Origin of the sequence: Micromonospora sp. WMMD882 (genome assembly GCF_027497255.1) — a bacterium.
In the GTDB taxonomy this organism is placed as follows: domain Bacteria; phylum Actinomycetota; class Actinomycetes; order Mycobacteriales; family Micromonosporaceae; genus Micromonospora.
This window is the reverse complement of sequence record NZ_CP114903.1, coordinates 924,579-944,546: the sequence shown is the minus strand read 5'-3', so window position 1 is coordinate 944,546 and position 19,968 is coordinate 924,579. Positions and strand designations below refer to the sequence as shown.

16 protein-coding genes are annotated in these 19,968 nt (G+C 76.0%); 3 read left to right on the top strand and 13 right to left on the bottom strand.

Features of this window, described 5'->3' with window-relative positions:
• Window positions 1–19 precede the first annotated feature (19 nt).
• The 8 genes from O7606_RS03585 to O7606_RS03550 form a co-directional block, all read right to left on the bottom strand.
• On the bottom strand, window positions 20–673 hold the full coding sequence (locus O7606_RS03585; protein WP_281597556.1) for an LUD domain-containing protein: 654 nt from the start codon (window positions 671–673) through the stop codon (window positions 20–22).
• A complete protein-coding gene (locus O7606_RS03580; RefSeq protein WP_281597555.1) occupies window positions 670–2,127 on the bottom strand; it encodes a LutB/LldF family L-lactate oxidation iron-sulfur protein in 1,458 nt (485 codons plus the stop codon). The genes O7606_RS03585 and O7606_RS03580 overlap by 4 nt, the downstream gene beginning before the upstream one ends.
• Complete coding sequence (locus tag O7606_RS03575) at window positions 2,124–2,858, bottom strand: (Fe-S)-binding protein (protein ID WP_281597554.1); 735 nt, start codon at window positions 2,856–2,858, stop codon at window positions 2,124–2,126. Before O7606_RS03575 ends, O7606_RS03580 begins: the two co-directional genes overlap by 4 nt.
• Before the next feature lie 37 nt (window positions 2,859–2,895).
• Complete coding sequence (locus O7606_RS03570) at window positions 2,896–3,750, bottom strand: fumarylacetoacetate hydrolase family protein (protein ID WP_281597553.1); 855 nt, start codon at window positions 3,748–3,750, stop codon at window positions 2,896–2,898.
• Between the two features lie 70 nt (window positions 3,751–3,820).
• Entirely contained in the window at window positions 3,821–4,897 is a 1,077-nt protein-coding gene (locus O7606_RS03565) for an aldo/keto reductase (protein ID WP_281597552.1), read from the bottom strand.
• Window positions 4,894–5,667, bottom strand: coding sequence for an SDR family oxidoreductase (locus tag O7606_RS03560; protein ID WP_281597551.1), 774 nt, complete (start codon window positions 5,665–5,667; stop codon window positions 4,894–4,896). Before O7606_RS03560 ends, O7606_RS03565 begins: the two co-directional genes overlap by 4 nt.
• A 57-nt stretch (window positions 5,668–5,724) precedes the next feature.
• A complete protein-coding gene (locus tag O7606_RS03555) occupies window positions 5,725–6,639 on the bottom strand; it encodes a phosphotransferase (RefSeq protein WP_281597550.1) in 915 nt (304 codons plus the stop codon).
• 8 nt (window positions 6,640–6,647) lie between these two features.
• Window positions 6,648–6,782, bottom strand: coding sequence for a hypothetical protein (locus tag O7606_RS03550; protein WP_281597549.1), 135 nt, complete (start codon window positions 6,780–6,782; stop codon window positions 6,648–6,650).
• Here O7606_RS03550 and O7606_RS03545 point away from each other — a divergent pair.
• Window positions 6,774–8,045, top strand: a complete 1,272-nt coding sequence (locus O7606_RS03545; protein WP_281597548.1) for a hypothetical protein — start codon at window positions 6,774–6,776, stop codon at window positions 8,043–8,045. The two genes, O7606_RS03550 and O7606_RS03545, sit on opposite strands and share 9 nt — an antisense overlap.
• A 26-nt stretch (window positions 8,046–8,071) precedes the next feature.
• On the opposite strand, the gene O7606_RS03540 is transcribed toward O7606_RS03545, so the two are convergent.
• Window positions 8,072–8,695 carry a response regulator transcription factor gene (locus tag O7606_RS03540; RefSeq protein ID WP_281597547.1) on the bottom strand — a complete coding sequence of 208 codons (624 nt, stop codon included), beginning with the start codon at window positions 8,693–8,695 and terminating at the stop codon, window positions 8,072–8,074.
• Between the two features lie 124 nt (window positions 8,696–8,819).
• Complete coding sequence (locus O7606_RS03535) at window positions 8,820–9,182, bottom strand: hypothetical protein (protein ID WP_281597546.1); 363 nt, start codon at window positions 9,180–9,182, stop codon at window positions 8,820–8,822.
• Between the two features lie 311 nt (window positions 9,183–9,493).
• Here O7606_RS03535 and O7606_RS03530 point away from each other — a divergent pair, with 311 nt between their 5' ends.
• Both O7606_RS03530 and O7606_RS03525 read left to right on the top strand, forming a co-directional pair.
• Window positions 9,494–11,875: an AAA family ATPase gene (locus O7606_RS03530; RefSeq protein WP_281597545.1), complete on the top strand. Its 2,382-nt coding sequence runs from the start codon at window positions 9,494–9,496 to the stop codon at window positions 11,873–11,875.
• A gap of 59 nt (window positions 11,876–11,934) precedes the next feature.
• Window positions 11,935–15,468: a BTAD domain-containing putative transcriptional regulator gene (locus tag O7606_RS03525; protein ID WP_281597544.1), complete on the top strand. Its 3,534-nt coding sequence runs from the start codon at window positions 11,935–11,937 to the stop codon at window positions 15,466–15,468.
• 128 nt (window positions 15,469–15,596) lie between these two features.
• On the opposite strand, the gene O7606_RS03520 is transcribed toward O7606_RS03525, so the two are convergent.
• From O7606_RS03520 to O7606_RS03510, 3 genes are all read right to left on the bottom strand, one after another.
• Window positions 15,597–17,213: a protein kinase gene (locus O7606_RS03520; protein ID WP_281597542.1), complete on the bottom strand. Its 1,617-nt coding sequence runs from the start codon at window positions 17,211–17,213 to the stop codon at window positions 15,597–15,599.
• Window positions 17,214–17,310: 97 nt separating this feature from the next.
• Window positions 17,311–19,512, bottom strand: a complete 2,202-nt coding sequence (locus O7606_RS03515) for a hypothetical protein (protein ID WP_281597541.1) — start codon at window positions 19,510–19,512, stop codon at window positions 17,311–17,313.
• Between the two features lie 136 nt (window positions 19,513–19,648).
• Window positions 19,649–19,960 carry a YbaB/EbfC family nucleoid-associated protein gene (locus O7606_RS03510; RefSeq protein WP_281597540.1) on the bottom strand — a complete coding sequence of 104 codons (312 nt, stop codon included), beginning with the start codon at window positions 19,958–19,960 and terminating at the stop codon, window positions 19,649–19,651.
• Window positions 19,961–19,968: the final 8 nt, after the last annotated feature.

Below are 19,968 nucleotides of genomic sequence, written 5' to 3'. Positions count from 1 at the left end.
TCAGGTTAGAGACACACGTCTATGGGACGCAATCCGGGTCGGCCGCGCCGCCCCGCCGCGGCCCGACGATCACCACGTCGAGCCGGCGCGGCCCGTGGACGCCCTCCACCCGGTCCAGCTCGATGTCGCTGGTCGCCGAGGGCCCGGAGACGAAGGTCAGCGGTCGGGTGGGGTCGGGCAGCCGGGCCAGCGCCGGGGCCAGGCCGCCGACGATCTGCCCGCCGGCCACCACGCACACGTGGTGGTCGGGCAGCAGCGTGAGCGCCCGCCGGCCCTGCCCCGGCCCGCCGTCGAGAACCAGCGTGCCCGTCGGGGCCACCGCCACGGCGCACCCGGTGAGCACCGACACCCCGTCGGCGGCCAGCTCGGCCACGGTGAGCGGGACCGGCAGCCCGTCCCGAAGTATCCGGCCCCGGCAGCCGGCGACCCACTCCGACGGCACGTCGGCGGGCACGACCACGACCCGGCCGGCGGGCAGCAGCCCACCGAGCACCTCCGCCAGGCCCGCCGGGTCGGTCCGGTACACCCCGGCCCGGTAGTCGCCGACCCGGTCGGCGAAGACCGCCACCGGGTCGCCGAGCTCACCCCGCCGGTCGTAGTCGCGCGGCACGGCGACCGGCGAGGCGGAGCGGGCCGCCCGCAGCCGCGCCAGGATCTCGGCCCGCGCGGTCACTCCGGCCGCCCCGGGGTACGCGCCGCGAACCACTCACGGAACGTCTGCGCGGCGGGCAGGGGCGCGTCCCGGCTGGCCGTCCAGCCGGACAGCGGCCAGGGCAGCCGACGCACCGTGCCCCGGCCGCCGGCCAGCCCGCGCAGCGGGGCCGTGCCCCGGCGGGCCGCCCGCAGCGCCGACGCGTACCGGCGGCGGTCCCGCAGCACCGTGGACATCACCCGCAGCACGACACGCTCGGCCGAGGGGCGGTCCCGGCGGGCGTCCACGCCGATCTGGCGCAGGTGCACCAGGACCTGCGGGATGTCGATCCGCACCGGACAGACGTCGTAGCACGCGCCGCAGAGCGTCGACGCGAACGGCAGGGTGCGGTTGTGGCCGCCGTCGGGGCCGGTCAGTTGCGGGGACAGGATCGCCCCGATCGGGCCCGGGTAGGTCGACCCGTACGCGTGCCCGCCCACCTGCTCGTACACCGGACAGACGTTCAGGCAGGCCGAGCAGCGGATGCACCGCAGCGCCTGCCGGCCCACCCCGTCGGCGAGGGTGTCGCTGCGCCCGTTGTCTACCAGCACGACGTGGACGTCCCGGGGCCCGTCGTCGGGGCGCGCGCCCGTCCAGACCGAGGTGTACGGGTTCATCCGCTCGCCGGTCGCCGACGGCGGCAGCAGCCGCAGGAAGACCTCCAGGTCGGCGAAGGTCGGCACGATCTTCTCCACGCCGACGACGGAGATCAGGGTCTCCGGCAGGGTCAGACACATCCGGCCGTTGCCCTCGGACTCCACCACCACCAGCGAGCCGGTGTCCGCGACGGCGAAGTTGGCCCCGGAGACCGCCACCCGGGCCGCCAGGAAGCGGTCCCGCAGGTGGCGGCGGGCCGCCTCGGCGAGCGCCGCCGGCTCGGCGGTCAACCGGGCGACGTCGACGCCGGGGAGGTGGGCGCGGAAGATGTCCCGGATCTGGTGCCGGTTGTAGTGGATGGCCGGCACCAGGATGTGCGAGGGGGTGTCCCCGGCGAGCTGCACGATCAGCTCGGCCAGGTCGGTCTCCACCGCGGTGATCCCGGCGGCGGCGAGGGCCTCGTTCAGCCCGATCTCCTGGGTCACCATCGACTTGACCTTGACGACCTCGTCGACGCCGGTGGCCCGGACCAGGTCGGTGACCACCGCGCACGCCTCGGTCGCGTCCCGCGCCCAGTGCACCCGCGCGCCGGCCGCGGTCGCCGCCGCCTCGAACTGCTCCAGCAGCTCGGGCAGGCGGGCGAGCACGTCGTCCTTGACGGCGGCGCCCGCCGCGCGCAGCGCCTCCCAGTCGGGCACCTCGTCGACCACCCGGGCGCGTTTCCCCCGGATCGTCCGGGTCGCCTGGCGCAGGTTGGCCCGCAGCAACGGATCGGCGAGCTGCCGACGCGCCGCCGTGGCGAACGGCTCGGCGGCGCTGATCCGCCCGGTGCCGGTCACCGGTCCGCCTCCGGGCCGGCGGCCAGGATCTCCGCGTAGTGGACCGGTCGGGGCGCGCCCGGGCGACGGGCCAGACCGCCGCCGATGTGGGCCAGGCAGGAGTTGTCGGCCGCCGCGAGGTAGTCGGCGCCGGTGGCGGTGACGGCGGCGCACTTGTCGGCCAGCATCGCCGTGGACACCTCCTTGTTCTTCAGGGCGAAGGTGCCGCCGAAGCCGCAGCACTGCTCCGCCTCGGCCAGCTCGACCAGCTCGAGCCCCCGTACGGCGGCGAGGAGTCGGCGGGGCCGGTCGCCCAGCCGCAGCGCCCGCAGCCCGTGGCAGGTCGGGTGGTAGGCGACCCGGTGCGGGAACGACGCGCCGACGTCGGTCGCGCCGAGCACGTCGACCAGGAACTCCGACAGCTCCAGGGTCCGGGGGGCGAGCGCGGCGACGGCCGCGGACAACTCCGGGTCGTCCGCCGCCAGCCGGGGGTACGCGTCACGCACCATCGCCACGCACGAGCCGGACGGCGCGACCACCACGTCGTACGGGGCGAAGGCGGTCACGAACGTCCGGACCAGCGGCAGCGTCTCCCGCCGGTAGCCGGTGTTGGCGTGCAGTTGCCCGCAGCAGCTCTGCGCCTGCGGGAAGTCGACCCGGTGACCCAGGCGTTCGAGGATCCGCACCACCGCCCGCCCGGTGCCGGGGTAGACGAGGTCGTTGACGCAGGTGACGAAGAGCGCGACGCGCATCTCTCACCGCCTCCCGTCCGGGCTGCCGGTCACCGGCTCAGCCCGCTGCCGCGACGGGGGTCCGTTGGGCGCCGAGCCCGTCGATGGACATCTCGACCACGTCGCCGGGGGCCAGGTACGGGAACCGCCCGGACAGGGCCACCCCCTCCGGGGTGCCGGTGTTGACCAGGTCGCCCGGCTCCAGGACGAGGTACTGGCTGAGATGGTAGATCAGGTAGTGCACCGGGAAGATCATGTCGGCGGTCCGGGAGTCCTGCCGGGGCTCGCCGTTGACCCGGCTGCGCAGGCCCAGCGCCTGCGGGTCGCCGACCTCGTCCGGGGTGACCAGCCACGGGCCCAGCGGGTTGAACGTCTCGCAGCTCTTGCCCTTCGACCACTGGCCACCGGAGTCGTCGAGCTGGAAGGCGCGTTCGGACACGTCGTTGGAGACGGCGTACCCGGCGATCAGCCCGGCGGCCTCCTCCGGGGAGTCGAGGTAGCGGGCCGGCGCCGCCAGCACCACGGCCAGCTCCACCTCCCAGTCGGTACGGCGGGAGCCACGCGGGACCAGCACCGTGTCGTACGGGCCGACGACGGTGTTCGGCGACTTGTAGAACAGCACCGGCTGCCCCGGCGGCGTCGCGCCCGACTCGGCGGCGTGGGCCGCGTAGTTCATCCCGATGCACAGCACCACCCCGGGCCGGGCGATCGGCGCGCCGACCCGCAGGCCGGTGATGTCGGTACGGGGCAGGGCGCCCTGGTCGACGGCCCGGCGCACCCGGTCGAGCCCGCCGTCGCGGAAGAACGCGGCGTCGAAGTCCGCGGTGACCGGACGCAGGTCACGGTGGTCGTGCTCGCTCAACCGCAGCACCGGTCGTTCCGCGCCGGGCGTCCCGACTCGCATCAGCTTCATCTGTTGTTTCCTTCGGCTGTCCACGTCCCGGTGACGGTCCGGGTCCGGTTCGGGGGTTCGACTGTCGGCGTCAGCCGTCGGTCGGGGTGGGCACGTGCGGTGGCAGCAGGCCGGCGGCGCGCAGCGCCGTCCACAGCGCGGCGGGCGCCGGGGTGGTGAAGGCCGCGACGTTCTGCGCCACCTCGGCCGGCGAGCGCATGCCGGCCAGGACGGAGACCACCGCCGGATGGCCGAGCGGGAACTGCAACGCGGCGGCGGTGACGGTGGTGCCGTGCTCCCGGCAGAGCGCGTCCATCGCCCGGGCCCGGGCCAGCAGCTCGGGTGGCGCGGCGACGTAGTCGTACCGGGCGCCGGGGCGGGGGTCGGCCAGCAGGCCGCTGTTGAACGGCCCGCCGACCACGACGCCCACGCCGCGCCGCGCGCACAGCGGCAGCAGCTCGGCCAGCCCGCTCTGGTCCAGCAGGGTGTACCGGCCGGCCAGCAGCACCACGTCGAGGTCGAACGCCCGGACCAACCGGGTCAGCATGCCGGGCTGGTTCATGCCGACGCCGACCGCCCGGACCACCCCCGCGGCCCGCAGGTCGAGCAGGGCGGGCAGCGCCGTGCGTACCGCCTCGGTCTCGAAGTCGTCCGGGTCGTGCAGGTAGAGCAGGTCCACCGCGGGCAGGTCCAGCCGGGCCAGGCTCTCGGTGAGGCTACGGCGCACGCCGTCGGCGGAGAGGTCCCAGACCCGGCGCAGGGGCGGCACGTCCACGAAGCCCTGCGGGTCGACCGGCTCGCCGGGCCGCAGCGGGCGCAGCAGCCGGCCCGCCTTCGTGGAGATCACCGGGGTCGGGTCGTCCGGTCCGAGGGCGGCCACCGCCGCGCCGAGGCGCTGCTCGGCGCGGCCGAGCCCGTAGTGCGGCGCGGTGTCCAGGTAGGTCACGCCGAGGCGGACGGCCCGGCGCACCACCTCGACGGCGGTGCCGTCGTCGACCGGGGTGAAGAGGTTGCCCAGCGGCGCGACGCCGAGCGCCAGCCGGGACAGCCGCACGTCGGCCCGCGGCAGCGACGTTGCCGGCACCTCGCCGCCGGGCTGGCCCGGGGCGCTCAGGCGTGCCGGGGCGCTCAGGCGTGCCGGGCCGCCGGCCCGGTCCGGGGCGCTCACCGGCGGGCCGTCGGCAGCCGGAGCCCGGCCATCCCGCCGTCCACCGCCAGGACGGCGCCGGTGGTGGCCCCGGCGCCCGGCCCGGCCAGGTACGCCACCGCGGCGGCGACCTCGTCCACGGTGACCAGTCGGCCGGTGGGTTGCCGGGCGGCCAGCGCCGCCCGCTCGCCCGCCGGGTCGTCGGCCTGGTCGAGCAGCCGCCCGACCCACGGGGTGTCCACGGTGCCGGGGTTGACGCAGTTGACCCTGATCCCGGCGTCGACCAGATCCGCCGCCATCGCCCGGCTGAGCGCCAGCACCGCGCCCTTGCTCGCCGAGTAGAGCGCCCGGCGGGGCAGCCCGGCGGTGGCCGCGATGGAGCAGACGTTGACGATCGAGCCGCCCGACGAGGCGCGCAGCGCCGGCAGCACGGCCCGGGTCACCCGGACCATGCCGACGACGTTGACGTCGAGCACCCGGTGCCACTCCTCGTCGGTGTTCTCCTCCACGGTGCCCAGCGCGCCGACGCCGGCGTTGTTGACCAGGATGTCGAGCCCGCCGAGGTGCTCCAGCGCGGCGGCCACCGCCGACCGGACCGACGCGTCGTCACCGATGTCGCCGACGAACGCGGCCACCGGCTCCGGCGTGCCGCCCGGCGCGACGTCGAGCACCGCGACCCGGGCCCCCCGACCGGCCAGCAGCGCCGCCGTGGCCCGGCCGATGCCGGAACCGCCACCGGTGACCAGGGCGGTCAGCCCGGCCAGCTCGCCGTCGGCCGTCACCGCGCCCATCTCGCCTCCCCTCCTCCGGACCCCGCAAGGTTAGCCGGACCGCCCGCCAGGTGGGCGTCACCGCCGGACGCTGAGGGTGAACCGCTCGGCGAGGGTCCGGGCCCGGTCGGCCGCCCCCGGCCCGCGTCGCGGGTCCGGCGCCTCGGAGAGGAAGACGAGAGCGAGCATCAGCGCCGCGTCGAGGCGGCAGGCGAGCGCCGTCGGGGTGTCGTCCGGCGGAAGCGGGGCGACCTGGGCGTAGCCGGCCCGGACCGCCGGCAGGTCGAGGTCGTTCTCGGGGTGCCGGGCGTACTCGACGAGCCGGCCGAACTCGACGGTGGCGTCGCCGCGCAGCGCGTTCGACCAGTCCAGCAACGCCCCGATCCGGCCGCCGACCCGGCGGACGTTGTCGCCGCGCACGTCCAGGTGGACCAGGCCGGACGTGCCGACGCGGCCGAACGCCCACGCCAGCGGCCCGACCGGGGGCGGCGCGGGCCAGTCGGCGACCAGGTGGCCCACCTCCGTCCATCGTCGCAGGACGCGGGTCGTGAGCGCCCGGGCGGTGCCGACGCCCTCCGCGGCGACCGGCACGAGTGCCGGCGGTGGCGGCAGGCGGTGCAGACGCGCCAGCGTGACGCCGAGCAGGCGCCCGTCGAGCGGACTGCCGTCGTCGGCGACGTAACGGGAGACGAGCACGTCGGGCGTGCTGTCGTCGTCGGCCAGGCGCAGCCCGACGGGCTCGGCGACCGCGAACCCGGCGGCGGACAGGTGCCGGGTGACGGCGTACTCCTGGACCAGCAGCGCCCGGGTGTCCACGCGCGGGTCGTTGGCGTTGGACCGGAAGCGACGGTCGGCCAGCCGGACGGCCACCGGGAGGCCGTCCCGGCCGCGCGCCCGGAAGACGGTGAACTCCAGGCCGCTGCCCACCAGCTCCAGCTCGGCCAGCCCCCACCGGTCGGTCAGGCGTCGCCGCAGGGCGTCGGGATCGGTCACCGGCGTGCTCAGCCTTCCGGCAGCGCGTGCCGCCAGGACGCGGCGAGCCAACGCTCGTACGCCGCCCCCGCCGGCTCGTCGACGACCATGCAGAGCGGCTCCAGCAGCCGACCCGGACCGCCGTGCAACCCACCGTGGACCATCGTCCCACCGCGCTGCTGCGGATGCGGCTGCTCGACGGCTCCTCGGTGCAGTCGTGCACCCGGTACGGCGGCGGCCCCGAGGACTGTGACCCGCCGGACGTCGTCAGCGGCGAGACGCTGACCGCGGCGATCCGGCTCCAGAAGGTCGCCGGGAAGGTCACCGTGGACGGGGTGGACCACAACGTCCTGACCGTGACGCTGGACATGGGCCAGGGCGCGTTCACGGTGAGCAACATCGAGCTCGACGACGCTACCAAGATCGCCTTCAACGACGCGGTCAAGGCGTACTTCGCCTACCACCCCGTCCAGTTCGTCATCAACCGACTCGACCTCACCAACGTGCCGGTCACCGACGCGCTGCGCCCCAACGACTTCGTCTTCCGACCGCTCCGGACGCCCGCCGGCAACGACATCCTGCAACTGTTCATCATGACCGGGGGCCGGCCGCTGCTGGAGTACTCCCAGGCGTTCCTCAACGACGTGCCCGAGCCGCTGCCGTTGGGGCAGTCGGCCAGCCTGATGATCCGCTCCCAGGTGGTGTTCCAGAACGTCCTGCCCGCCAGCATGTCGGCCGGTTGGACGCTCACCGGAGAGAACCCCGGTGGCCAGCACCGGGCCTGGACCGCCAGGGTCACCCAGGGCAGCGTGACCGGCCAGGTGAACCTGAGCTCGCTCAACCACCGCGAATCCCAGTCCTGGGAGGGCGGCGGGTCGATCACCGACTACACGTACTCGGTGGTGGGTGGGAACGACGTCGCCTGGCAGTTGGCCTTCACCACCTTCACCTGCCAGAGCGACGGCCAGTTGTCGTACGGCGGCAGCGAGGTGAAGACCGTCGCGTACAACGAACACTGGTGCATCACCAGCTACCCGTGCTTCTGGGACTGCACCACCTGCGGCGACCAGCAGTACTCGTCCTCGTACACGGCGGTGGTCCGGGCCTCGTTGCCGTTGAGCATCACCGGCTCGGGTCGTGACCAGCGGGTCAGCATCGCCGTAACCGGCAAGGCGGTCGAGGTCCAGGGGGTGTTCTCGGGCAGCGGGCCGTGCAAGAGCGACTCGCTCGGGGACCAGGTCAACCAGCAGATCCGCGCCCAACTGCCCGCGAAGCTCGCCGACAAGCTCTCCTTCAGTCCCACGGCGATCACCGTGTTCGCGCTGAAGAACCTGCTCTTCCCGCAGCACAACTACATCTGCCTGAACACGAGCGCGATCCCCGGGGACATGCTGCTGCTCGGCACGTTCGACGAGAAGCCGACCTGAGCGGCGGCGTCCGGGGACGCCGCCGCTCAGATCAGGCCGGCGCGCAGCGCGTAGGCGACCGCGTGGGAACGGTTGCGCAGCTTCAACCGGTGCGTCACGCCGTAGATGACGTTCTTGACGGTCCGTTCGGAGTAGCAGAGCCGGCCGGCTATCTCGCCGGTGTCCAGCCCGTCGGCCATCAGCCGCAGCACGTCGACCTCACGTGGGGTCAGCCCGGAGGCGTTCAGGCCGTTGGGCGCGAGCACCTCGCGCTGCAACCGTTCGATGTGCTTGAGCAGCTCACCGACCAGGTTCGGCGGCAGCACGCCGCCGCCGTTGGCCGCCGCCAGCACGCTGTGCGCCAACCGTTCGCCGGTCACCGCCGCCCGCGGCAGGACCGCCACCACCCGGCACTCCACCGCGGTGAGCAGCTCGCTCTCGGTGATCTCCCGGAGCACCAGGACCACCGGCAGGCCGGTCTGCGCCGCCGAGCGCCGCAGCACGGCCACCACGTCCACGGTCAGTTGCTCACAGCCGAACACGAGCACCTGGGCCCCGACCGGGTCACCGGCCGGCAGCAGCTCGACCGTCGGGCACGAGCGCAGGAAACTGGCGAGTCCCGCGTGGCTGAGCGGGTCTGACGCCTGCAGGACGAGCCGAACCTTGTCCACCGCAACCTCCACTGTCGTACGTGCCGCGACAGTCTCCGGAACCGCCCTCCAGAAAATCTCCACGCCGTCTCCACACGGTCTTCATCCGGGCCACGCCGGTCGTGCGGGTCCACGTCCACGCGGCTCAGCCGGGGACGGACCGACCGGCGCCCCCGGGCGCGGTCCGGGCCCGGCGCAGCGCCTCGATGTACTTGGGCAGCTCGACCGCCGCCGCCTCCAGCCGGCCCGGCGCGAGCTGGTCGGTGAAGACCGCGTCGACCACGTCCGGGGCGAGATCGTCGGGAATGTCGTCGACTCCCTGCGGCGGCCCGTGCCGCCAGATCCGCAGGACGCGCAGCCGGGCCCGGACCGCGGACAGGGTACGTTCCAGCTCGGCGACGGCCTCCTCCGCCTGCGCCGCGTCCAGCACCAGGCGTCCCTCGCCGGCCAGGGTGAGAAGGAGGTCACCGACGAACGGACTCGTCGACGCATCCGGATCGATCACCATCGGTCGAGCGCACCAGAGCGACCGGCGGGCCGGAAGCCCGTACCCGTGGGAGGTGCCCGGACTCCGGCCTGATCTGCCCGGTCCACCCTCCGATGTGCCACCCCGCCGGCCGGGGCGACGGTGAGAATTCCGCCACTGATGATTCTCCGGACTGGCCTCCGCCGCCCCGCATAGTGGAATGTTCAGGTGCGAAGCGAGCGGCGCCAGCGGCGTGCCGGCTTCGCCATGAGGTTCGCCGACGACGGTGACGCAGGTGGCCTGCGCCGGCGCGCGGCGGATGACGTCCCGGGACGGTGGGTAGGGAAAGCCGCATGGCAGCGGAGCAGGTGGGGATCGACCTCCGTTTGTTGGGGCAGGTGCGGGCCAGGCGGGACGACGACGAGCTGCTGATCGGTTCGGCCCGCCGGACGGCCGTGCTCTGCGTGCTCGCCCTCCACAACGGGCGTCGCGTCTCCCGCGAGCAGCTCGTCACCGCCGTCTGGGGCGAGGACGCGCCACCAAGCGCGACCGGCAACGTCTACACGTACGTCTCCGACCTGCGCCGACTGTTGGAGCCGAACCGGGGCCGGTGGGCGGCCGGACGACTGCTCAGCTCCGGCGGCGGCACGTACGCGCTCCAGCTTCCCCCGGACTCCGTCGACGTGCTCAGGTTCGAGTCGCTGCGCGAGACCGCCCGGCGGCAACGGTCCGCCGGGGACACCCGGGCCGAGTCGGCCACCCTGGCGGACGCGCTCCGGCTGTGGCACGGCGAGGCGCTCGCCGGTGTCCCCGGCCCGTTCGCCGAGGCGCAGCGGCTCCGCCTGACCGAGTTACGGCTGCTCACCGCCGAACGGCAGGTCGACCTGCTGGTCGGGGCCGGCCGGCACGGGGAGGCGGCCCGGGTGCTGGGCCAGCTCGTGGCGGCGTACCCGCACCGCGAGGATCTGCGGGCCCGGCTCGCCGACGTGGACGCGCGTGCCGGCCAGCCGGCCACCGTCACGGACGGGCCCGGCAGCACTGCCCGTGCCGGTGACGGGACCGCGACGGGCCCGGCCGGCGGTGGTGGGACGGTGACGGAGACCGGACCGGGCCGGGCCGACCGGGAGACGGGGCCGCTGTTCGGGCGGGACGCTCCCCTGCGGCGGCTCCGGCAGGCCGTGGCCGGTCTCGCCGACGGCCGGGGCGGCAGCCTGCTGGTCGAGGGTCCGGCCGGCCTCGGCAGGTCCACGCTGCTCGCGGCGTTGCGCGCCACCGTCGTCCCGGCCGGAGGCCGACTCGGTTGGGCGGTCGGCGACGAGGTCGCCCGGCGCACGCCGCTCGGCGCCCTGCTCGACTGTGTCGAGTCCGCAGGAGCGGATGCCCCGACCCGCCGTGCGCTCGGGGAGCTGGCCGCCGAGGTCGACGCGTCGGAGACGCCCGAGCCCCCGGACCCGCCCGGGACCCCGGAGACGACCGACACCCCGGGCCGGACCGACGCTCCAGGCCGGACCGACGCCGACCTGGTGCGGCGGGCTGCCGAGCTGGTCCGCCGGGTCGCGACCGAGACGCCGCTGGTCCTCGTCCTGGACGACCTCCAGTGGGCCGACCCGGCGACCGTGCGGGTCTGGGCCGAACTCGGCGCACGCTCGACCGAAGTGCCGTTGCTGCTGGTGGCGGCCGTCCGGTCCGGCCTCGCGCCGCTGCCCTGGTCCGCCGCGGACGTGGTCGCCCTCGGCCCGCTGGCGCCCGACGCGGCCGACGCCCTGGTCCGGGCGGTCGCGACCGAGTCGCCCGAGCCGGAGGACCTGGCCCGGATCCTCGACGACGCCGGTGGGCACCCGCACTACCTGCGGATCCTCGCGTCGGACGACACCGTCGACAGCGCTGACGTCAGGCTGGCCGCCACGGTCGGGGCGCACCTGTCCCCGTTCCCCGAGGACACCCGTCAGGCGCTCCGGGCGCTCGCGTTCCTCGACGCGTACGAGGGGCGGGCGCCCGGGGCCCTGCCGGCCGGCTGCGCCCCGGCCGAGCTGGCGGCCGCCACCGAACGCGCCGTCGACGACCTGACCGCGACGCTGGCGCCCGCGCGGGCCGGCGGAATCCTCGCCGACGGGGACCGGCTGCGCTTCCGGCACCGGGTCGTGGCCCGGACGCTGCACGAGAGCACGCCGCCCGCGTTGCGGGTCACCCTCTGCCGCCTGTACGCCAGACGGATCGCCGCCGCCGACGCCGCCCCCGAACGGGTGGTGGCGTTGCTGCTCGCCGGGGACGTGCCGTTCGACGACCGCCTCGGCGGCTGGCTGGTAGAGCACGTCGAGCGGATCGCCGCGTCGGCGCCGCACGTCGGCATCGCCGCGTTGTGCCGGGCGCACGCCCAGCACACCCTCGACCCCGCCCTGCGGCTGCGGCTCACCGCCTGGCTGGCCCGGCTGCTGCTCGGTCAGGGCCACCACGCCGCGGTCGAGGCGGGCTGGGTCGCCGCCCGCACCGACGAGCCGGACCTGGAGGGTGAGATGCGGTGGATCGCGGCGTACAGCCACGAGCGGCGGGGTGAGTACGAGACCGCGGCGGAGATAGCCCGGGTGGCGTTGCGCGAGCGCCGCATCACGCCCCGCTGGGCCGGCCGGCTGCGGACACTGCTCGACCAGGTACGGCGGCACCTGCCGGGTAACCCGACCGAGCCGCGCCTGTCCCGGTCGGCGCTCCTCGGCGGCGGGACGACCGCCGCCTCCTGACCGGCGTGCCGCTTTCCGTACCACGCAGTGTCCTGTTCCGCGCCACCTTGGGAGGGTCGATGCCGACGACACCGGACGACCGGCTGCGGGTGTCGGTCCTGGGCCCGGTCCGGGCGTGGCACGGTGACCGCGAGCTGCCGCTGGGCCCGACCCGGCAGCGGGTCCTCTTCGCGCTGCTCGCCATGGCCGTCGGGCGGGACGTCGGGCGGGACGACCTGGTCGCGGGGGTCTGGGGTCCGACGCCGCCGCCCACGGCCACCGGGAACCTCTACACCTACGTCTCGGGGCTGCGGCGCAGTCTGGGACGCGGAGCGCTGACCTCCGGGCCAGCCGGTTACGCGCTGCGGTTACGCCCGGAGGACCTGGACAGCGAACGGTTCGCGACGCTCTGCGCCGAGGCGGCCCGGCTGCGTGGGGGCGGTGACCACGTCACCGCCGTGGCTCGGCTCGACGAGGCGCTGGGCCTGTGGCACGGCGAGGCGTACGCCGGGCTCGCCGGTCACCGTCTCGACGCCGAACGGACCCGGCTGGCCCGGTCGCAGCTCGACGCCGTCGAGCAGCGCGCCCGGACCCTGATCGAGCTGGGGGACGACGGGGTGCTGGCCGACCTGGTCGGACTGGTCCGCGACCATCCCCTGCACGAGCCCCTGCACGAGTTGCTGATGTTGGCGCTGTACCGCCGTGGTCGGCACCGGGAGGCGCTGGGCGTCTACCACCGGGTCCGGGAGTCGTTGCGATCCGAGCTCGGGGTCGAGCCCGCCGCCGGCCTCACCCGCCTGTACGGGATCGTCGCCGCCACGGCCGACGCCCGCGGCGGCCGGGATGACGGGGCCGACGCACTCGACAGTCGCGGTGGGCGGGCCGACGCACTCGACAGTCGCGGTGGGCGGGCCGCCACCGGCGGCGGTCGGGATGGGCGGGCCGACGCGCTGGACAGCGGTGGCCGCCCGGCCCGGCCGGCGCGGGAGGGCCGACCGGGGCATGCGGACCCCGCGTCGGAGCCGCTGCCGGGCCGGGGCGAGGAGGCGCGCCGGCTGCGCGGTCTGCTCACGGCGCTCGCCGCTGGTCAGGGCACGGCGGTCTGGGTCGAGGGCGAGGCCGGCATCGGCAAGAGCGCGTTGCTCGCCGCCGCGTTCGCCGACGCCGCCGCCTCCGGTTGCCAGGTCGCCCGGGGCGCCGTCCGGGACGAGGACCGGCACGTTCCGCTGCCGGCGCTGACGCGGGCCCTGGAGCTGCCCGTCGACCACGCCGGCAGCGGGCCGGGCCGGTCCGACGACAGCGCCGTGGCGGCGACGACCGACCTGGTGCTGGCCCGGGTGCGGGAGGTCTGTGCCACCGCTCCCCTGCTGCTGGTCGTGGACGGCCTGCCCACCGCCGACCCGTCCGGGGCGCCGTGCTGGGAACGGCTGGTAGCGGCCACCCGGCGGTTGCCGTTGCTGCTGGTCGCGGCGGCCCGACCGGAGCCCAACGACCCGGAGCTGGGTAGGCTGCGACGCGCCGTCGCCGGCCGGCGGGGACACCTGCTGCCCCTGGACGCCCTACCGGCGGAGGTGGTCGAGCGTCTGGTGACCGACCTGGTGGGCGCGCCCCTGGGACCGAACCTGGCCGAGGTGGTCGTGGTCTCGGCGGGCAATCCCCGCTACGCCCACGAGCTGACCGCCGCGCTGCTGCGCCGGGGCGAGATCCGGGTGGTCGACGGGGTGGCCGACATCTCCGACCCGGCGCGGATCGAGGCGCCCCGCACGCTCCTCGCCACGATCCGCGCCACCATGGACCCGCTGTCGGCCGACGCCCAGGAGGTGCTCCGGACGGCGGCGCTGCTCGGCGTCCGGTTCTCCGTCGAGGACGTCCGGGCGGTGACCGGCCGCTCCCCGGTAGACCTGGTGGCCAGCCTGGAGGAGGCGCTCGCCGCCCGGGTCGTCGTGGACGTCGACACCGACCTGGCCTTCCGGCACCCGCTGCTGCGGCAGGTGCTCTACGACAGCATCCCGGCGGCGGCCCGGGCGGCGCTGCACCGGCACACCGCCGAGGTGCTGGCCGACGGCGGCAGCCCGGTGGGCCGGGTGGCCGAGCAGCTCCTCGCGGCCCCATCCGCGGTGGACCACTGGGTGACGTCCTGGCTGGTCGCCCGGCACGGCACGCTGGCCCGCCGGGCGCCGCGGGTCGCCGGCACGCTGCTGCGCCGGGTGCTCGCCGCCGACCTGACCACCCCGCAGGAACGGGTCCGGCTGCTGGTCGCGCTGGTCCGGCTGGACTTCCGGGACGAACGGCAGCCGCTGGACGAGGCCCGGGAGGCGCTGCGGCTCGCCGTCGACCCCGCCGACCGCGCCGAGATACGCCACCTGCTGGCCCTGCTGACCCACCGCGCCGGTGACGTGGCGGCGGCGCTCGACATCCTCCGGGAGGCGCTGGCGGAGCCCGGTGTGCCCGGCTTCTGGCGGAACCGGCACCGGATGCTGCTGGCCACGTTCCTCAGGGGCCCGCTCGACGACCTGGACCGGGCGGACCGGACGGCGGCGGCGGCCCACGCCGTGGCGCTTGCCGCGAACCAGCCGTACGACGCGGTGTTCGCGCTGCGCGTCACCTGGTTGACTAACACGGTGCGCCGCGATCACGAACGGGCGTTGAAGCACGTGGACCGCGCCCTGGACGTCATGCGCGACCATCCGGCCTTCGCCGGCTTGTACCTGGACCTGCTGGACAACCGGGTGTTCACGTTGCAGAACCTGGACCGGCCGGAGGAGGCCGAGCGGACGCTCCGGGAGGCGGCGCTGTTCGCGCTGCGGCACCGGCTGCCGTCCGGGCTGCACGTCGCCTCGGCGGTGGGCCACTACTGGTCGGGCCGGTGGGATGACGTGTTGTCGGTGGTCGGCGCGGTCACCGACGACCTGCCCGGCGCCACCCTGCTCGGGATGCGGGAGCCGGCCGCGGTGGCCGCCCTGCTGCACGGGGTGGCCGCGCTGGTCGCGGCGCGCCGCGACGACGACGTCCTGGCCGGTGGGCACCTCGACGCGCCCGAGCTGTGGCCGGCCACCGAAGCCGAGCGGGAGTGCGGCGACTTCCTGCTGGTCGCCCGGGCGCTCGTCGCCGAACGGCAGGGCCGTCCGGAGCGCGCCCTGCACCTGCTCGACCCGCTGCTGACGCCCGAGTACGCCCCGGTGATGCTGCGGCACCAGTGGCTGCCCGACGTCGTCCGCCTCGCGCTGCGGGTGGGACAGCGTGACCTGGCCGAACGGGCGGCGGCGGTCTGCGCCGACGAGGCGGCGCGGGAGGTGCGGGCCGCGCGGGCGCGTCCGGCCGCGCAGCGTTGCCGGGCGCTGCTCACCGGCGATCCGGAGCCCGCGCTGGCCGCGGCGGCGCGCTACCGGGCGGTGGGGCGGGTGACGGAGCTGGCCGCGGCGCTGGAGGACGCGGCGGTGCTGCTCGCGGCCCGCCGGCGTCCGCACGAGGCGGCCCGGGCCGGAGGTGAGGCGGCGCAGCGGTACGCCGTCCTCGGCGCCCGCTGGGACCTGCGCCGGCTCACCCGCCGGCTGGCCGGGTACGGGGTCGATCCGTCGCCCTCCCGGGCACTGGCCGGCCGGGCGGACCCGTAGTCGCCCCCGCTCCGGCGCTCGACCGCGCCCGCGCGCTCGGCCCGCTCCGCCTCGCTGATCGACTTCGTTTCGGTGAAGTGGGGCGGTCGCCGGCGGCGGACAGCGCGCTCTCCTGGATACGTGGCGGCTCAGCGCACCTCCAGCTCCCAGAGGGAGTAGCCGTAGGACCCGCCGCGCCGCGTGCCGTACATCCGGACGTACCGGCCGGCGACGTCGCCGGTGGCGACGTGCACCACCCCGCCCTCGCCGGTCGAGGTCTCGTACACCGTCGTCCACCGCTGGCCGTCCGGGGAGACGTCCACCCGGTACGTGGCGGCGTGGGATCGCTGCCAGCGCAGCACGACCTCGCTGATCCGCCACAGCCCGCCGAGGTCCACGCTCAGCCACTGGGGGTCGCTGAACTGGCTGCCCCACCGGCTTTCGGGGTCGCCGTCGACGGCGTAGGAGGCGATCCGCGCGCCACCCTCCTCGCTGGACGCCCGGGCGGGCCGGCCGAGGGCCAGGTTCCGCCCGGACGGGTTCGCGGAGGCCTGGGTCCGGGCGGGTGACGTCGTCGGGGACGGGGCGGGGTCGGCCGACGTGGTCGCCGGTCGACCCGGCTGCCCCGCCGGGGACGAGGGCGTGGGCCGGGGCGTCCGCCGCGCGCCGGACGACGGGGTGGGCGTCACGCCCACCGGCAGCGACGGACCGGCCGACGCCACGGGCGGGGCGGCGCCCGGCCCGGGGTCGTCCTCGCCGTTCGTGGCCAGGACCGCGACCGTCACCCCGGCGACCAGCGGGAGCAGCGCCAACGCGGCCAGCGACGCCCTCCTGCGGCGGGCCGCCCGGTCGGGCCGCCCGGTGCCCGCCGGAGACCGCCGCCCGGGTTCCGGCGAGGGCTGCCGCCCGGGGCGCGCCGGAGGGGACGTGGGCTGGTGTTCCAGCAGCATGGCGAGCAGGTCCGGCGCGGTCGGCCGGTCGGCGGGGTCCCGTGCCAGGGCCCGCCGTACCGGCTCCCGCAGGGCTTCCGGGAGTCCGTCCAGTCTGGGCGGTTGGGTCAGGATGCGGGCCGCGGTCGCGGCCGGCGAGTCACCGCTGAACGGTGTCCGCCCGGTGCCGGCGAAGGTGATCACGCAGCCCCAGGCGAACACGTCGGCGGCGGCGGTGACCGGCGAATCCGTCTGGTCGGAGAACCGCTCCGGCGCCATGTAGGCCACCGTGCCCACCAGGACGTCGGTACGGGTGTGCCGGTTGGTGATCTCGAACGGGCGGGCGATCCCGAAGTCGATCACCTTGGGGCTGCCCGGGGCCAGCAGGACGTTGCCCGGTTTCAGATCGCGGTGGATGATGCCCGCGCCGTGGATGCCGGTCAGCGCGGTGGCCACGCCCACCGCCAGCGAGTGCAACGCGCCGCCGCGCAGCGGCCCACGCTCGGCGACGACCTCGTCCAGGCTGGGGCCGTCGATGTACTCGACGACCAGGTACGGCGGGTCGTGGTCGAGGTCGGCGTCGAGGAACTCGGCGGTGCAGAACGGCGGCACCTGCCGGGCCCGCTCCACCTCGCCGCGGAACCGCCCGCCGAACTCGGGATCGGCGGCGAGGTCCGGGTGGATGAGCTTGATCGCGACGTAGCTGCCGTCCTCGCTCTCCGCGAGGTAGACCACCCCCATACCGCCCACGCCGAGCCGACCGACGAGCAGGTAACCGCCCAGCCGCTCGGGGTCGGTCGAGCGCAGCGGGCTCACACGGTACGCGGTGTCGATCATGCCTCCTTTCTAGACGAGACGGTCCGGGGCGTCGACGCCGGCATCCGGTACGCCCTGCCACACCGCCCGCCGTGCGGCGGACGGGGCGGCGCCGGGATCAGACCAGACCCGGCAGGCGGGTGAAGCGGGCCGCCGCCGCCGGACCGACCCGGCTGCGCCGGCCCGTCGCCGTCCACCGGTCGAGGCTGCGCAGCAGGGACGTCGAGGCGAGCGCGTCGAACGGGCCGGGATGCCGGGCCGGCTCGTCGGCGGCCAACTCCCGCAGCAGCACCCGACCGGGCCGGTCCCGCCCCGGCGCCGTCACCTCCAGCACCACGAACCGGACGCCGGGCAGGAAGATCACCCGGTGGTCGACGTGCTGCTCGCCCACCGGCTCCAGCAGGCGGGTCAGGCGGGCGGTCATCGACCACAGCAGCACGTCGACGTTGCCGGCAGCGGTCACCGGCGGCTCGGTGAGCGCGTGGGTGAATCCCGGTTCGGTGAGCACCCGCCGAGCGGCGATCCCACGCAGCTCGGCGGCGGACAGGTCGGCCGACAGCCAGGTGGCGCCCCGGTGGGCCGGCAGCCGCCCCGCGCCGGCCAGCACGCACCTGGCGAACAGCAGCGCGCCGTCGTCCGCGTCCGGGTCGGAGCGCAGGGCCCGGTCCACGGCCCGTCCCGCGGCGGACAGGTAGAGCCGCACGGCGACCGCGTCGGTCACCGGCTCGTCGCCGTCCCGCAGCGGGGGGTGCTCGGCGACCAGCCGGGAGATGGCGCTGGCGGCGGTGTCGAACTCCGTACCGAACCGCTGCCGCAGCCAGGCACGCGCGGCGTCGAGTCCGTCCGGCGGGGCGGGGGCCGGTGGACGGGTCGGCGCCGCACCCGCCGGTGGTCCTGCTCCGAGCGACGGCGCGACACGGACCACGTCGTCGCGGGCCAGGGCGCCCAAGGTCACGTCGTCGCGGGCCAGGTCGTCCGGGGCCACCTCGTCGAGGGCCAGGTCGGCGGCCGTGAACCGGTACGTCAGGGCGTCGTCCGGGTCGCCGTCCACGTCGCCGGCGGGCCACCCGGGGCCGGTGGCCACCGCCGACGCGAGGCGCAGCACGCTGCGCGCGCGGGTGGCCGGGTCCAGGCGGGCGGCCAGGTCCTCGGCGAGCTCACGGAAACGTCGTACCCGGGCCGGGAACGTGTCGTCGACGATGAGGGCGTGCCGGTCCGGGTCGGCCGGGTGGGCGCGGACGCGTACGGCGTGACGCGGCGTCCCGGCGGCGCGGATCCACAGCCCGGACTGGACGATCTCGACGACCGCGTCCCGGGCGTAGCGGTAGGTCAGCGGGCCGACCGGGTCGCCGAGCAGCGCCGGCGCCTGGTGGCTCAGGATCCGGGGCGGTACGGCCGCCGCGGCGGGGGCGGCGCGCGGCGTGAAGGCGAGCTCCCGGACGAGGGGCTGCCAGCCGAGGCGGCCGTCGGCGGTGACGGTGCGCAGCTCCGGCCGGTCGGGTCGGCCGACGGGGATGCCGGTGAGGCACACCACGGGTGACGCCAGCACGTCGGCGAGACGCTGGCCCAGCAGCTCCCCGGCGGACGACTGGACCGGCCCGTACTGGACGAACCGGGCGTGCCGCCGGCCGTCCGGGTCGAGCCCGCGCCAGAAGCGGGCCACGTCGTCGACGGCCAGGGGCGGCGTGCCGGGGCAACCGAGCACGACGGTCATCGCCTCGGGTTGGCAGGGCACCGCGGCGGCCAGCCAGGGCCAGCGGCTGCCGACCACGCCCGGGTCGCGGCTGTCCCGGATCCAGACGCCGGCGGGGATGGGCTCGACGGCGCCCGTCGCGCTGGTCGGCGTGAACCGCGCGGCGGCCGTGTCCCAGGCCGGCGCGGGATAGCGGGTGGACTCCCGGACGGGCTGCCGGCGCGGCCGGTAGCGGACCCAGCCGCCACCCGACGCGGCAACCGCGAACAGCGTGCCGCTCGCCGTGCGGATCGGCCGTCCGTGCGGTGTGACGACCGGCCGGCGCAGCCGGTCGCAGAGCCACTGCGCGGCGAGGGCCGCGGTGTCGGCGGGCACTCCGCACACCACGAGCCGGATACCGCGCCGGGGCCTGTTCAGCACGGCGGCGAGCGACGCCCAGACGCCGGCCGGCAGGTCGTCGTGCAGGTCGAGCACGACGATGTCGTGGTCGGGGTCGGCGGCGATCGCCAACGCCAGCGACCGGGCCGCCGCGCTGATCCGCTCCCCTACGTGCAGGACCAGCGCGTTGCCGACGGTGTGCCGGAAGACCGCCGGCCCGGGGCCGGGTGGCGCCTGCCTCGTTCGCACTCGACCTGTCCCCCTCGGACGCGCGACGCCCCGGGCCGGGCGGCGTGGCCGCAGTCCACCAGAGACGCACGCCCGCCCGGAAGGGCGTCGCCGGTGGTCTGCCCGGCCCTACCGGGCCGGCTGCCCGGCCGCGCCGTCAGTGCAGGTTGATCTCGATCGGGCCCATCTTCTCGGCGGAGAGCGCGGCGGCGTTGGCGGCGGCGGCCCGGACCGCCTGGGCGATCGCGTCCTGCAGGGCCGTCACGTCGCGGTTGTCGAACACGGTCGGGCTGACCTGGACGGCCCGCAGCCGGCCGAGGCCGGTGGCGAGCACGACGACGACGCCGTCCGTGGACCGGCCGGTCACCAGCGCGGCTTCGAGGCTGGCCTGCGCGCCGCGCAGTCGCTGCTCGTAGGCCCGCCCGGCCTCGATCATGTCGGCGAGGGTGGGTGGCGTCCGCCTGGTCATGTCGGCTC

Coding starts and splice junctions, on each gene's coding strand:
- O7606_RS03575 (WP_281597554.1), bottom strand. CDS start 2,858: ATGCGCGTCGCGCTCTTCGTCACCTGCGTCAACGACCTCGTCTACCCC.
- O7606_RS03570 (WP_281597553.1), bottom strand. CDS start 3,750: ATGAAGCTGATGCGAGTCGGGACGCCCGGCGCGGAACGACCGGTGCTG.
- O7606_RS03560 (WP_281597551.1), bottom strand. CDS start 5,667: ATGGGCGCGGTGACGGCCGACGGCGAGCTGGCCGGGCTGACCGCCCTG.
- O7606_RS03550 (WP_281597549.1), bottom strand. CDS start 6,782: ATGGTCCACGGTGGGTTGCACGGCGGTCCGGGTCGGCTGCTGGAGCCG.
- O7606_RS03535 (WP_281597546.1), bottom strand. CDS start 9,182: ATGGTGATCGATCCGGATGCGTCGACGAGTCCGTTCGTCGGTGACCTC.
- O7606_RS03530 (WP_281597545.1), top strand. CDS start 9,494: ATGGCAGCGGAGCAGGTGGGGATCGACCTCCGTTTGTTGGGGCAGGTG.
- O7606_RS03525 (WP_281597544.1), top strand. CDS start 11,935: ATGCCGACGACACCGGACGACCGGCTGCGGGTGTCGGTCCTGGGCCCG.
- O7606_RS03520 (WP_281597542.1), bottom strand. CDS start 17,213: ATGATCGACACCGCGTACCGTGTGAGCCCGCTGCGCTCGACCGACCCC.
- O7606_RS03510 (WP_281597540.1), bottom strand. CDS start 19,960: ATGACCAGGCGGACGCCACCCACCCTCGCCGACATGATCGAGGCCGGG.